The organism is Weissella sp. ESL1139, assembly GCF_058506735.1.
Genome location: NZ_CP196375.1, coordinates 287,829 through 300,767 on the forward strand (window position 1 = coordinate 287,829; position 12,939 = coordinate 300,767).

At 36.9% G+C, this 12,939-nt stretch carries 14 protein-coding genes; 12 read left to right on the top strand and 2 right to left on the bottom strand.

Translation table 11 applies throughout. The annotated features are described in order from the left end of the window. The first annotated feature begins 7 nt into the window (after positions 1-7). The 7 genes from rpsG (at position 8) to ACSYSF_RS01350 (ending at position 7,544) form a co-directional block, all read left to right on the top strand. Positions 8-478, top strand: a complete 471-nt coding sequence (gene rpsG, locus ACSYSF_RS01320) for a 30S ribosomal protein S7 (RefSeq protein ID WP_489867934.1) — start codon at positions 8-10, stop codon at positions 476-478. Positions 479-607: 129 nt separating this feature from the next. After that, positions 608-2,728, top strand: a complete 2,121-nt coding sequence (fusA, locus tag ACSYSF_RS01325; RefSeq protein ID WP_489867935.1) for an elongation factor G — start codon at positions 608-610, stop codon at positions 2,726-2,728. A gap of 128 nt (positions 2,729-2,856) precedes the next feature. Then, positions 2,857-3,969 carry an ABC transporter ATP-binding protein gene (locus ACSYSF_RS01330; RefSeq protein ID WP_489867936.1) on the top strand — a complete coding sequence of 371 codons (1,113 nt, stop codon included), beginning with the start codon at positions 2,857-2,859 and terminating at the stop codon, positions 3,967-3,969. Then, positions 3,959-4,777 (top strand): ABC transporter permease, encoded by an 819-nt coding sequence (locus ACSYSF_RS01335; RefSeq protein ID WP_489867937.1) that lies wholly within the window; start codon positions 3,959-3,961, stop codon positions 4,775-4,777. Before ACSYSF_RS01330 ends, ACSYSF_RS01335 begins: the two co-directional genes overlap by 11 nt. Then, positions 4,767-5,588 (top strand): ABC transporter permease, encoded by an 822-nt coding sequence (locus tag ACSYSF_RS01340; RefSeq protein ID WP_489867938.1) that lies wholly within the window; start codon positions 4,767-4,769, stop codon positions 5,586-5,588. Before ACSYSF_RS01335 ends, ACSYSF_RS01340 begins: the two co-directional genes overlap by 11 nt. A gap of 2 nt (positions 5,589-5,590) precedes the next feature. After that, positions 5,591-6,676, top strand: coding sequence for an ABC transporter substrate-binding protein (locus tag ACSYSF_RS01345; RefSeq protein ID WP_489867939.1), 1,086 nt, complete (start codon positions 5,591-5,593; stop codon positions 6,674-6,676). Positions 6,677-6,764: 88 nt separating this feature from the next. Next, entirely contained in the window at positions 6,765-7,544 is a 780-nt protein-coding gene (locus ACSYSF_RS01350) for a peptidylprolyl isomerase (protein WP_489867940.1), read from the top strand. A 54-nt stretch (positions 7,545-7,598) separates the two neighbouring features. Here the strand turns inward: ACSYSF_RS01350 and ACSYSF_RS01355 are convergent, their stop codons facing one another. Continuing rightward, positions 7,599-7,949 carry a hypothetical protein gene (locus tag ACSYSF_RS01355; protein WP_489867941.1) on the bottom strand — a complete coding sequence of 117 codons (351 nt, stop codon included), beginning with the start codon at positions 7,947-7,949 and terminating at the stop codon, positions 7,599-7,601. Between the two features lie 197 nt (positions 7,950-8,146). Continuing rightward, positions 8,147-8,596 (bottom strand): universal stress protein, encoded by a 450-nt coding sequence (locus ACSYSF_RS01360; RefSeq protein ID WP_489867942.1) that lies wholly within the window; start codon positions 8,594-8,596, stop codon positions 8,147-8,149. Between the two features lie 561 nt (positions 8,597-9,157). Between ACSYSF_RS01360 and ACSYSF_RS01365 the strand changes: the two genes are divergently transcribed. From ACSYSF_RS01365 to galU, 5 genes are all read left to right on the top strand, one after another. After that, positions 9,158-9,328, top strand: coding sequence for a type II toxin-antitoxin system RelB/DinJ family antitoxin (locus ACSYSF_RS01365; protein ID WP_489867943.1), 171 nt, complete (start codon positions 9,158-9,160; stop codon positions 9,326-9,328). A 136-nt stretch (positions 9,329-9,464) separates the two neighbouring features. Next, positions 9,465-9,848, top strand: a complete 384-nt coding sequence (locus ACSYSF_RS01370) for a phage holin family protein (RefSeq protein WP_489867944.1) — start codon at positions 9,465-9,467, stop codon at positions 9,846-9,848. Between the two features lie 14 nt (positions 9,849-9,862). Then, positions 9,863-10,795, top strand: a complete 933-nt coding sequence (gene hprK / locus ACSYSF_RS01375) for an HPr(Ser) kinase/phosphatase (protein WP_489867945.1) — start codon at positions 9,863-9,865, stop codon at positions 10,793-10,795. Between the two features lie 109 nt (positions 10,796-10,904). After that, the gene (locus ACSYSF_RS01380) at positions 10,905-11,924 is read left to right on the top strand and encodes an NAD(P)H-dependent glycerol-3-phosphate dehydrogenase (protein WP_489867946.1); all 1,020 of its coding nucleotides are present in this window, start codon (positions 10,905-10,907) and stop codon (positions 11,922-11,924) included. Positions 11,925-11,931: 7 nt separating this feature from the next. Beyond that, entirely contained in the window at positions 11,932-12,807 is an 876-nt protein-coding gene (gene galU / locus ACSYSF_RS01385) for a UTP--glucose-1-phosphate uridylyltransferase GalU (protein WP_489867947.1), read from the top strand. The last annotated feature ends 132 nt before the right edge of the window (positions 12,808-12,939 follow it).

Sequence of the window (12,939 nt, forward strand, 5' to 3'; positions counted from 1 at the left end):
TTATATAATGCCACGTAAGAGTTACACTAAGCAGGCTGAAGTTCTGCCAGATCCAATTTATAACTCAAAGCTTGTTTCACGTTTGATCAACCGTTTGATGGTCGATGGTAAGCGTGGAACTGCTTCAACAATTCTATACAATGCTTTCAACCGTATTCAAGAAACTACTGGTAACGAACCATTAGCTGTCTTTGAAGAAGCATTGAACAATATTATGCCCGTATTGGAAGTTAAGGCTCGCCGTATTGGTGGTTCTAACTACCAAGTTCCTGTCGAAGTTCGTCCAGAGCGTCGTGTGACATTGGGATTGCGCTGGTTAGTGCAATATTCACGTGCCCGCGGTGAGCATACTATGGAAGACCGTTTGGCTAAGGAAATTATGGATGCTGCCAACAACACTGGTGCATCTGTTAAGAAGCGTGAGGATACGCACCGTATGGCTGAAGCCAACCGTGCCTTTGCTCACTACCGTTGGTAATAACCAAATTTGTGGCTGCAGTCAAATGACAGTAGCCACTTTTGGTGTATTTACGGTATAATATATTTAGACAATCGCATTTTTTACTAAAAAGTGAAAAATGTTAAAAAACTCAAGGAGAATTTACTCATGGCTAACAAGCGTGAATATCCTTTGCTACGTACTCGTAACATCGGAATCATGGCGCACATCGACGCTGGTAAGACAACGACGACAGAGCGTATTTTGTATTACACTGGTAAGATTCATAAGATTGGTGAAACTCATGATGGGGCTTCACAAATGGACTTCATGGATCAAGAGAAGGAACGTGGAATCACGATCCAATCTGCTGCAACGACTGCTGTTTGGCATGGCTTTTATGAGCAATATGCTAAAGAACCATACCGTGTTAACATCATTGACACCCCAGGACACGTGGACTTCACTATCGAAGTTGAGCGTTCATTGCGTGTGCTTGATGGTGCCGTAGCCGTATTGGATGGTGCTGCCGGTGTTGAGCCACAAACTGAAACTGTTTGGCATCAAGCAGAAACTTATCAAGTTCCACGTCTTGTCTTTGTTAACAAGATGGACAAGTTAGGTGCTGACTTTGCTATGTCTGTTGACTCATTGAAGGATCGTTTGGATGCTAATGCTAAGGCTATTCAATGGCCAATTGGTGCCGAAGATAACTTCGAAGGTGTCATTGACTTAATCAAGAAGCGTGCATTGTACCCAACTACTGAACTTGGTGAGGAATGGGAAGAACGTGATATCCCAGCCGACTATGTTGACTTAGTAGAAGAAAAGTATACTGAATTGGTTGAAGCTGTTGCTGATGTCGATGATGAAATCATGGAAAAGTACCTTGAAGGTGAAGAAATTAGTGAAGAAGAGTTGAAGGCTGGAATTCGTCGTGCAACGCTTTCACTACAATTCTACCCAGTACTTGCTGGATCAGCTTACAAGGATAAGGGTGTTCAAATGATGTTGGATGCCGTTGTTGAATACTTGCCATCTCCATTGGATGTTAAGCCATATGTTGCTAATGATCCTGAAACTGGTGAAGAAATCGACTTGGTTGCTAATGATGACGATCCATTCGCCGCTTTGGCATTCAAGGTTATGACTGACCCATTCGTTGGACGTTTGACATTCTTGCGTGTATACACTGGTACTTTGGAATCAGGTTCATACATCATGAATACAACTAAGGGTAAGCGTGAGCGTGTTGGACGTTTGCTACAAATGCACGCAACTGACCGTAAAGAAATCCCTGAGGTATTCTCAGGTGATATCGCTGCTGCCATTGGTTTGAAGGAAACAACTACTGGTGATTCATTGACTTCAGCAGATCGTCAATTGATTTTGGAGTCTATGGAATTCCCTGATCCCGTTATTCAATTGGCTGTTGAGCCTAAGACTAAGGCTGACCAAGCTAAGATGACTGAAGCTTTGCAAAAGCTAGCTGAAGAAGATCCATCATTCCGTGCCGAAACTAACCAAGAGACTGGTGATACACTTATCTCTGGTATGGGTGAGTTGCACTTGGATATCATTGTTGATCGTATGCGTCGTGAGTTCAACGTTGACGTTACTGTTGGTGCTCCTCAAGTTGCTTACCGTGAAGCATTTACGAAGACTGTTCAAGCTCGTGGATTCTTCAAGCGTCAATCAGGTGGTAAAGGACAATATGGTGATGTTTGGATTGAGTTCGCTCCTAACGAAGAGGGTGCTGGATTCGAATTCGAAGATGCCATCGTCGGTGGTGTTGTTCCTCGTGAATACATCCCTTCAGTTGAAGCTGGTTTGAAGGATTCATTGAATAATGGTCCTTTAGCTGGATTCCCATTGGTTGATTTGAAGGCTAAGTTGTATGATGGTTCATACCACGATGTCGACTCATCTGAAGCTGCCTTTAAGATTGCTGCTTCATTAGCTTTGCGTGAAGCTGCTAAGACTGCCGGAGCTGTTATTTTGGAGCCAATCATGAAGGTTGATATCATGGTTCCTGAGGAAAACTTGGGAGATGCTATGGGTCACGTTTCAGCTCGTCGTGGATTACTTGAAGGACAAGAACAACGTGGAAAGCAAATGCTAGTTCACGCTAAGGTTCCATTGTCAGAGATGTTCGGATATGCTACAACTTTGCGTTCATCAACGCAAGGTCGTGGAACATTCCAAATGGTCTTTGATCACTATGAAGCCGTTCCTAAGAACGTACAACAAGATATTATTGCTAAGTACGGTGAATCATCAGCTGAATAAGCTTGATATTTATTGAAATTAAAAAGGACATTGATAATTTTATTATCAATGTCCTTTTTTGTTTGTTATCGACTATTTTTTGAATAATTTGTATAATAAAGCTTATGTAAAGAAAGGTGGTACTAATAGTGGCACAACCAATTATTGAATTTAAACATGTTGCCAAGCAATATGATGATAATGTTGTTTTAAAATCAGTTGATTTAGAAATTGAGGCTGGTAAATTTTATACATTACTGGGTCCTTCTGGATCTGGTAAAACGACAATTTTACGTTTAATTGCCGGATTTTTAGAAGCAACTTCGGGTGATATTTTATTTGAAGGAAAACGAATTAACGATTTACCACCGGAGAAGCGACGCGTTAACACAGTTTTTCAAAATTATGCACTATTTCCAAATATGAACGTCTTTGATAATGTTGCCTTTGGTATGTCGATTAAGGGTAAAGATAAATCTGAGATTAAAACGAAGGTGGCAGAAATGCTCAGTTTGGTTAAACTATCAGGATTAGCTGATCGTGAAATTTTTGAACTATCTGGCGGACAGCAACAAAGAGTTGCGATTGCTCGTGCATTAGCTAATGATCCAGAAGTTTTATTATTAGATGAACCGCTATCAGCTTTGGATTATAAATTAAGAAAAGAAATGCAGTATGAATTACGTGAAATCCAAAAAAGATTGGGGATTACGTTTATTTTTGTGACGCATGACCAAGAAGAAGCTTTAGCTATGTCAGATTGGATTTTTGTGACAAATGATGGTGAAATTGTTCAAAATGGTACACCCGTAGATATTTATGACGCACCAATTAATCATTTCGTGGCTAATTTTATTGGCGAATCAAATATTTTACCAGGTGTTATGCGCCAAGATTATTTGGTGGCTTTTGCGGGTAAAGAATTTGAAAATGTTGACGGTGGTATGCGTCCTAATGAACAGGTTGAAGTTGTGCTCCGACCAGAAGATTTAGATTTGGTCAGTGTTGATGAGGGTAAGCTCGTTGTGACCATTGATCAGCAATCATTCCGTGGTGATTATTATGAAATTACAGCGCATGATGATGATCAAAACGACTGGCAAATTCAGGCAACGAATCCATCAATAATTGGCGAACGGCGCGGTCTATTTTTTGACCCCGAAGATATTCATATTATGCGTCTAAATGAGTCTGAAGAAGATTTTGATGCTCGTATGGAAGAATATGATGACAGTGAGGAGGATTCAATGGATGAATCATAAGCGTTCAATCAGCTATACAATTCCTTACATATTGTGGTTAGGTTTATTTGTGATTGCGCCAGTAATTTTATTGGTTATCCAATCATTTGGCGATTTGAATGGTCATTTTACCCTTGATAATTACACGACATATTTCAGCTCCGGTACATACTTAAGAATGACTTTTAATTCAATCTTTTTTGCTGTACTCGTTACTGCGGTGACGTTATTAATTAGTTATCCAATGGCTTATATTATGAGTCGTTTGAAGCATGCACAATTTTGGTTATTGTTAGTTATTTTACCAACATGGGTTAATTTACTATTGAAAGCCTATGCGTTTATTGGCCTATTTTCTAAGACGGGTAGTGTTAATAACTTTTTGTCGTTGCTGGGATTTGCACCACATCAAATTATGTTTACAAATGTTGCCTTCATCATTGTGGCTGCTTATATTGAAATACCATTTATGATTATGCCGATTTTCAATTCTTTGGTTGAATTAGATCAGAGTTATATCAATGCCGCTCGTGATTTAGGGGCGACACCTTGGCAAACACTAGTGAAAGTGATTTTTCCTAATTCAATTGGTGGTGTCAAAGCTGGTATTCAAGCGGTATTCATACCAACATTGTCATTATTCATGATTACAAGATTAATTGGTGGTAATCGTGTGATTACATTAGGAACGGCAATCGAAGAACATTTCTTGGTGACGCAAAATTGGGGCATGGGCACAACGATTGGTGTTGTTCTGATTATTGCGATGATTTTAACGATGCTGTTAACACGGGATCGGAAAAAGAAGGGAGGACGTCATGGAAAATAAAAATAAAAAATGGGCCAATGTTTATTTAATTTTTGTATTTATTTTAATGTATGCACCTATTTTTTATTTGATTTTTTATTCATTTAATAAGGGTGATTACATGGCTAATTTTTCTGGCTTCTCGTGGCGTCATTATGCTGATATGTTTGCTGATACTAGATTGATGCAAATGCTTGTTAACACGTTTATTGTGGCCTTATTATCGGCATTAATATCAACATTAATTGGTGCCTTTGGTGCGATTGGTATTTATAATACGAAGAAGTCTAGTGTAAAGAATCTTTTGTTGTCATTGAACAACGTCTTGATGGTGTCACCAGATGTTATTATTGGTGCTAGTTTTTTGATTTTCTTTACGATGGTAGGGCTAAAATTAGGTTTTGGTTCGGTCGTGTTAGCACATATTGCCTTTTCAATTCCAATTGTTGTTTTAATGGTGCTACCACGGTTGAATGAAATGAATCCAGCTTTAATCGATGCTGCTCGTGATTTAGGTGCGAATAATACACAAGTCTTATCACGTGTTGTTTTACCATATGCATGGCCAGGTATTTTATCGGGCTTTTTTATGGCAATTACTTATTCATTGGATGATTTTGCGGTCACTTTCTTCGTGACAGGTAATGGCTTTTCAACGCTATCAGTTGAAATTTATTCTCGTGCACGTCAAGGAATTGACTTGTCAATTAATGCCATGTCAGCACTAATGTTTTTGTTGTCATTAATATTGGTAGTTATTTATTATTTTATTTCTAACTATAGTACAACTGATAGTAAGAAGAAAAAAAGTTCTAGAATGGTGGTGCATTAATCATGAAAAGAATCATTTGGTTAACAACCATTATTTTAGCTGCTGTTTTAATGCTATTTGGTGTTAATGAGTTTTTGCAGCATGAAGAAAATAAAGGAACAAAAAATAATGGTCGCCAGGAGTTAACGATTTATAACTGGGGTGATTATATAGATCCTGCATTATTAAAAAAGTTCCAAAAGGAAACAGGTTATAAAGTTGATTATGAAACGTTTGATTCTAATGAAGCAATGTTTACTAAAATTCAACAGGGCGGTACAAATTATGATTTAGCAGTGCCTTCAGACTATATGATTCAAAAAATGAAGGCAGCCAATTTATTAGTGCCATTAGATCATAAGAAATTAACTGGGTTAAATAATTATGATAAACAGTTTATGAATCAAGATTTTGATAAGCATAATAAGTACTCAATTCCTTATTTTTGGGGTACACTAGGTATTGTTTATAACGATAAATATGTCAAGCCAGGGGAAATTAAGACTTGGAATGATTTATGGCGTCCTAAGTATAAGAAGAGTATTATGTTGATCGATTCAGCTCGTGATATTATGGGAATGGCTTTGGCATCAAGTGGTCAATCAGTTAATACAAAAAGTATTCCTGAATTAGCTGCTGCAAAAGGTAAGTTGGATACGTTGATGCCAAATGTTAAAGCAATTGTGGCTGATGAAATAAAAACCTATATGGCACAAGAAGAAGCCTCAGTGGCGGTTGACTATTCTGGGGATGCGGCTGAAATGATTGCCGAAAATAAGCATCTACATTATGTAGTGCCCAATGACGGTGGTAATTTATGGTTTGATAATATTGTCATGCCTAAAACCGTTAAAAATAAAAAAGCAGCATACGCTTTTTTGAATTTTATGAGTAGACCAGAAAATGCGAAGCAAAATGCTATCTATGTTGGTTACGCGACACCAAATAAGCAGGCAATTAAGCAATTACCTAAAGCCATTAAAGATGATCCATCATGGTACCCAGATGACAAAACTTTATCAAAACTCGAAGTCTATAAGGACTTAGGTTCGCAATGGGTTGGTAAATATAACGACTATTTCTTAGAATTTAAGATGACAAATCGCTAATTTGTGCGTTATTTTATCTTTGAGCTAAGTAAAGGGTTATACAATATACACAATTGGTTAAAGTTAATGAAAGATGGGAGTTTACAAGATGAAGAAGGGCAAATCAGAAAAAATTGTTGCAGCAGTTGCAATTGTTTTTGTTGTTGCAGTTCTTGGAATTGCATTCCAGTCGTCAAATTCAGAAAAAAGTGATGCTGGCCAAAAAAGTCAGCAACTTTCCAAGGCTAAATTAGATAAAGTATCTTTGCCACAATTGTCAGGGCAAAGTCAAAATAAAGCAACAGTGGCTGATGTTGAAACAACTGCTGGTAATATTAAAATCAAATTATTTAAAAAGTATGCACCATTAGCTGTAAAGAACTTTGTTAAGCATGCACAAGCAAATTATTATAATGGCACGACATTTCATCGTGTAATTAATGACTTTATGATTCAAGGTGGTGATCCAACTGGTACTGGAACTGGTGGTTCATCAATTTGGAAGAATAAAAATAAAGACATCGATGACGGATCAGGATTTAAAAATGAAATTTCTCCTAATCTATATAATATTCGTGGTGCGCTATCAATGGCTAATTCAGGTGAAGATACCAATGGTTCGCAATTCTTCATTAATCAAAATCATGAGGATGCAACCGCTCAGCTTGATAAAGACAAATATCCTGACAAAATTTTGAAAGCCTATAAGAAGGGTGGAAATCCATCTCTTGATGGTAACTATACCGTCTTTGGTCAAGTGATTAGTGGCATGGATGTTGTTGATAAAATCGCAAGTGGCGAAGTAAAAGACAATGCTGATGGTTCAGAGAAATCAACACCAGTTCATCCCGAAAAAATTGTAGATATTAAGATTGAGAAAAATTCTTAACTAGGTGAACGAAAAAATAGCGTTAGTTGCTTAAAATTGCAACTAACGCTATTTTTATTGTTGTGATTGTGAATAGGCAATAGCCGTATTTTCGACAATTAGTTGGAAATAATTATCGAATCCTGGTTTATCATAACTTCGAATTAAACCAGCTAAATCAGCGGGTGACCAAGCAGAAACACTAATAGCACCATCACGATATTGTAGTGAATGTGCAATTGCTGAAGTGCTTTCAACTAAATAAAAAGTATCATTAACATCTAAATATAGCAGTTGTAATTTAATATTACGATTATCACCAAGTGAAGCTGTCGATGTCAAAAATGGATCATTTAGCCAGTGTTTACTAACGTGGGCGTGTCTGAATTTGTGGATTGTTTCTAGTGTATTACCAATAATCTTCATATTATATCCCCTGTTTACTCATAATTAAAAATATAAAATTATTATAACTTAATTTTAATAAAAGTTCAGCAAATTATATTAAATCAATCTCAATGTTTCATATAAGTAAGCGCAATAAATATTATTTTAAGTCACGTTATATTGAGATAAGACAAAAAAAGACTGGGACACATCCGTCTCAATCTCTTCTCTTATTTTTATTGTACAATCAAAACGTCTGTTTTTGAATTTTGCACTACGAATGATGTTACTGATCCAACTAATAGTCGTTCTAACGTGTTAAGACCAGATTTACCTAGCATAATTAGGCCTGTTTCATGATCACGTGGGAAGTCACGTGCAATGACTGTCTTAGGTGATCCAAAACGAACGTGAATATTGACTTCTTCAGCACCTTTTTCACGAGCGATGTCGGCATATTTTGTTAGTTTTTCTTCTGCATCTTGTACTAATTGGTACACAACATCACCAGAAATTGACATACCAGCTAGGCCAGAGATTGAGTTTGTATCAATAACATACAACAAATCTAGCGCTGTCTTATTACGTAAAGCAACAGCAGCAGCCTTTTCAACTATTACGTTAGAAACTTTTGACCCATCAATAGGAGCCAATATGTTCTTGTATGCAACCTTATCTTCTGCCATGGAAGCCACCATCCTTATAAATAATGAAATTAATCGGAATTAATTTATACTTATATTATATACCTAATAATAGGTAATTGTAAGCGTAATCTTAACTACACGATTAGATTTAATGTGTATAGCATACAATCTTTTTAAATCAATAATGCGTTATTTTATTTATTTGCTTGCTCTTATGAAATGTCTGTGTTAACATTTAGGTTATGCGATGAGTCGAGAGAGATCAATTAAGATCTTTTGTAAGCGGTCCTTGTTAACAGTCGTATTTACTGGAGGATGTAAAGCAAGTTGTGGAACTTGCTTTGCTGCACATGACTACCTTTAGCTTTAGCTATTGGGTGTACGCTGACTGGTGGGTAACCATCACGTGAGCTAGGACGCGTCAATCCTAGCAATGCCAATCAAAACGCGCTATCCGTAATGGGTAGTGCGTTTTTTTATACCAATCTTTATACCAAAATGATTTGGAAATTTATGACGTGATAGCATATTTAATTAGAAATGGTATATAATAAATTATGGGTGAAATATACTTAATAAGATACGGGGGGAAGTGTATCAATGGAAAAATTGATTCAAATTCGTGTTGAAGAAGAGGTACGCAATGCGGCTGATGACGTATTTAAGGAAAATGGGTTAACAACGCAACAAGCAGTTAAAATGTTCTTAACACAGGTTGCACATAGTGGGGAGTCGCCTTTTGACAATCTATTTAGAGCAAAAGAACAATAATTAAAGAGTAAAAAATTTGCTAGGAATGACATTGTTGTTTCTGGTTTTTTTATACATATCATTAAATTACGTGACATTTAGCCAAATATAAGTGTAATTTTGATATACTATTTTTAAGAATAACTGGAGGAATTTTATGAAGACAGTTACTTTTAAGAATTTTTCTTTTTGGCAACGCATTATTATTAATACAATTATGTTATTAGCAATGGCCGGCTTATTTAGAAATGGTCTATATATTAGAAGTATTTGGACAGCAATTTTAGCAGCATTTATTTTGGGGATTTTAAATGCCTTAGTAAAACCGGTGTTACATTTATTAGCTTTACCTTTTACTATTTTGACATTTGGTTTATTTGGTTTAGTTATTAACGGTGTTGTGCTTTGGCTAACATCTTGGGTCATTGGTGATGGATTTAAGTTTGCCAGCTTTGGTTGGGCAGTCTTCATTGCTATTATAATGTCGTTAGTCAACCTGATAATTTCAAATTATTTCAATAAAGATAATCAGCAAGAATAAGATGGGGAATAGAAATGGCTAAAGAAATAACCGTAAAGGATTTATTAGACAATACACGTCTAAAAATTGTGACGGGTGAACAATATTTGGATCGTAAAATTACGACACCGGATATTTCTAGACCAGGTCTAGAAATGACTGGTTATTTCAATTATTATGCACCTGAGCGTATTCAGTTGATGGGAATCACTGAAACGTCATTTGCGCTTCGCATGAACCATGAAGAATTATTATTGATTGCTAGAAGAATGATGCAACCAAATACACCAACATTTGTGGTTTCAACTGGACGCAAATTACCAGATGAATTTATGCAGGCAGCTGAAGAAAAACATATTCCAGTTTTAGCAACAGAATTAACGTCTTCTAAGATACTAGCTAACATGACTTACTATTTAAGTGGTGGTTTAGCAGAACGTGAGTCTGTCCATGGTGTATTAGTTGATATTTTTGGACTAGGTGTATTAATTACTGGTGATTCTGGTGTTGGCAAATCAGAAACAGCGCTAGAATTGGTGCAACGTGGTCATCGCTTAATCGCTGATGATCGTGTTGATGTGTACGCACAAGATGAAGAACGTTTAGTCGGTGAACCACCAGCAATTTTGCGGAACTTAATGGAACTACGTGGTGTTGGTATTATCGATGTGATGAATTTGTTTGGTGCTGGTGCCGTACGTTCTCATGCAACGATTGCTTTTAATTTACATCTTGCAAAATGGCATGATGATCAGGAAGTTGATCGTTTAGGAAATGGCGAAGAAATTATGACTATTCAAGGCGTTGAACTACCACGGTTCGTTTTGCCTGTACAAGCAGGTCGTAACTTAGCCGTGCTAGTTGAAACAGCTACTAAGAATTATCGTGCTAAATTAATGGGATTTGATGCAACTGAAACATTTAATAACAATTTAAATAAGTTAATTGCTGAAAATTCAAAAGAATAATTTTAAGATACACAAATAAAGAATTACTGGGAATAACGTTGCTAAGATAGCAAAATGTGATATTATATATGGTATTCTCAGGGATACACAAGTAACAAGGAGGAATCTCGTGAGTCGCAAAATTATTGCAGTTTTAGGCGCTGGTTCGTGGGGAACCGCATTAGCCAATGTTGCCGCTGAAAATGGCCATGATGTTCGTTTATGGAGTCATCGCGCTGAACAAGTTGATGAAATTAACGAAACGCATCGTAATTCAAAATATCTTGGTGAACATTTAATTAACGAAGGTGTTGTTGCAATGGCTGATATGAAACAAGCTGTTGACAGAGCAAATATCGTTTTGAGTGTCGTACCAACAAATGCAACGCGTGAAGTTGCTCAACAATTGGTTAGCATTTTAAAAGATACTAATCATAAAGTTGTGTTAATGGCGGCTACCAAAGGTCTTGAACCAGGAACCTATAAGCGAATATCAGAAATGCTTGCTGAAGAGATTCCAAGCAAATACTTAGGTGGTTTGGGAATTATTGCTGGCCCTTCACATGCTGAAGGTGTCATTGAGCATGATCCAACATTGGTTACAGCCGTTAGTAGCGATTTAACAGTTGCTAAATATGTGCAAGAAGCATTGAGTAATCAGGTCTTCCGTGTTTATACAAATACGGACGTGGTCGGTTCCGAAATTGGTGCCGCTTTGAAAAATGTTATTGCCATTGGTGCAGGAGCATTAGATACATTAGGTTATGATGCCAATGCCAAAGCAGCCTTGTTTACGCGAGGATTAGCTGAAATCAGCCGACTTGGTCAAGCGTTTGGTGCCAATCCAATCACGTTTATGGGCTTAGCCGGTGTTGGTGATTTGTTTGGAACAGCAACTTCAGTATACTCACGTAATTATCGTGCAGGTATGCAATTAGGTGAGGGGAAAAAACTTGAAGATGTTGTTGCTGATATGGGGATGGTTATTGAAGGAATTTCAACAACCAAAGTTGCGCATGAATTAGCACAAAAGAAACATGTTGAAATGCCAATCACTTCGGCAATGTATCGTGTTATTTATGATAACGAAAATGTTGATAATGTTATGCAGTCATTAATGGGACGTCCAGTCTCACAAGAAGGGAAGTAATTTAATCATGAAACCAGTACGTAAAGCAGTTATTCCAGCAGCCGGATTAGGAACACGTTTTTTGCCAGCTACTAAGGCATTAGCAAAAGAAATGTTGCCAATTGTAGACAAGCCAACAATCCAATTCATCATTGAAGAGGCTTTGGCTTCAGGGATTGAAGATATTGTCATTGTTGATGGTAAGTCAAAGCGTTCAATCGAAGATCACTTTGATTCAAATCCTGAGTTGGAAAACAATTTACGCGAAAAAGGCAAGGATGAATTATTGAAGGTTGTTGAAGAGACAACTGACATTAACTTATACTTCATTCGTCAATCACACCCACGTGGATTAGGTGATGCTGTTTTGACAGCTAAGTCATTTATTGGTGACGAACCTTTCGTTGTTATGTTGGGTGATGACTTGATGCAAGATGAAGAACCTTTGACAAAGCAATTGATTGACCGTTATAACACAACTGGTGAATCAACACTTGCTGTTATGAAGGTTCCTCATGATCAAGTTTCTGAATACGGTGTGATTGCACCTGAAAAGGAAGTTGCTGAAGGTTTGCATCAAGTAAAGAGCTTTGTTGAGAAGCCAAAGCCAGAAGATGCACCATCAGATTTGGCTATTATTGGTCGTTACTTGTTGACACCTGAAATTTTCGAAGAATTAGAAAATACTAAGCCAGGTAAGGGTAATGAAATTCAATTGACTGATGCCATCGATTCATTGAACAAGCGTCAACATGTTTACGCTCATGAATTTACTGGTAACCGTTACGATATTGGTTCAAAGATTGGTTTCTTGACAACTAATATTGAGTTTGGTTTGAAGCACCCACAAACTGCTGATGATTTAAAGGCCTACATTAAAGACTTAGCTAAGAAGTTGGATTAATTTATGAAAAAACTGTAAGTATCGTGAAAATAGTACTTACAGTTTTTATTTACAAAAAGTAAGCAAATCTCTTGCTTTCTAATTAAAAGAATGTAAAATAAAATAGGACGTTAAAAAAGTAAGAAACATAAT

What these genes read in the sequence shown, in the direction of transcription:
- fusA (WP_489867935.1), top strand. Translation starts at nt 608, where the DNA reads ATGGCTAACAAGCGTGAATATCCTTTGCTACGTACTCGTAACATCGGA.
- ACSYSF_RS01335 (WP_489867937.1), top strand. Translation starts at nt 3,959, where the DNA reads ATGAATCATAAGCGTTCAATCAGCTATACAATTCCTTACATATTGTGG.
- ACSYSF_RS01345 (WP_489867939.1), top strand. Translation starts at nt 5,591, where the DNA reads ATGAAAAGAATCATTTGGTTAACAACCATTATTTTAGCTGCTGTTTTA.
- ACSYSF_RS01365 (WP_489867943.1), top strand. Translation starts at nt 9,158, where the DNA reads ATGGAAAAATTGATTCAAATTCGTGTTGAAGAAGAGGTACGCAATGCG.
- ACSYSF_RS01340 (WP_489867938.1), top strand. Translation starts at nt 4,767, where the DNA reads ATGGAAAATAAAAATAAAAAATGGGCCAATGTTTATTTAATTTTTGTA.
- ACSYSF_RS01350 (WP_489867940.1), top strand. Translation starts at nt 6,765, where the DNA reads ATGAAGAAGGGCAAATCAGAAAAAATTGTTGCAGCAGTTGCAATTGTT.
- ACSYSF_RS01370 (WP_489867944.1), top strand. Translation starts at nt 9,465, where the DNA reads ATGAAGACAGTTACTTTTAAGAATTTTTCTTTTTGGCAACGCATTATT.
- galU (WP_489867947.1), top strand. Translation starts at nt 11,932, where the DNA reads ATGAAACCAGTACGTAAAGCAGTTATTCCAGCAGCCGGATTAGGAACA.
- ACSYSF_RS01360 (WP_489867942.1), bottom strand. Translation starts at nt 8,596, where the DNA reads ATGGCAGAAGATAAGGTTGCATACAAGAACATATTGGCTCCTATTGAT.
- ACSYSF_RS01355 (WP_489867941.1), bottom strand. Translation starts at nt 7,949, where the DNA reads ATGAAGATTATTGGTAATACACTAGAAACAATCCACAAATTCAGACAC.
- rpsG (WP_489867934.1), top strand. Translation starts at nt 8, where the DNA reads ATGCCACGTAAGAGTTACACTAAGCAGGCTGAAGTTCTGCCAGATCCA.
- hprK (WP_489867945.1), top strand. Translation starts at nt 9,863, where the DNA reads ATGGCTAAAGAAATAACCGTAAAGGATTTATTAGACAATACACGTCTA.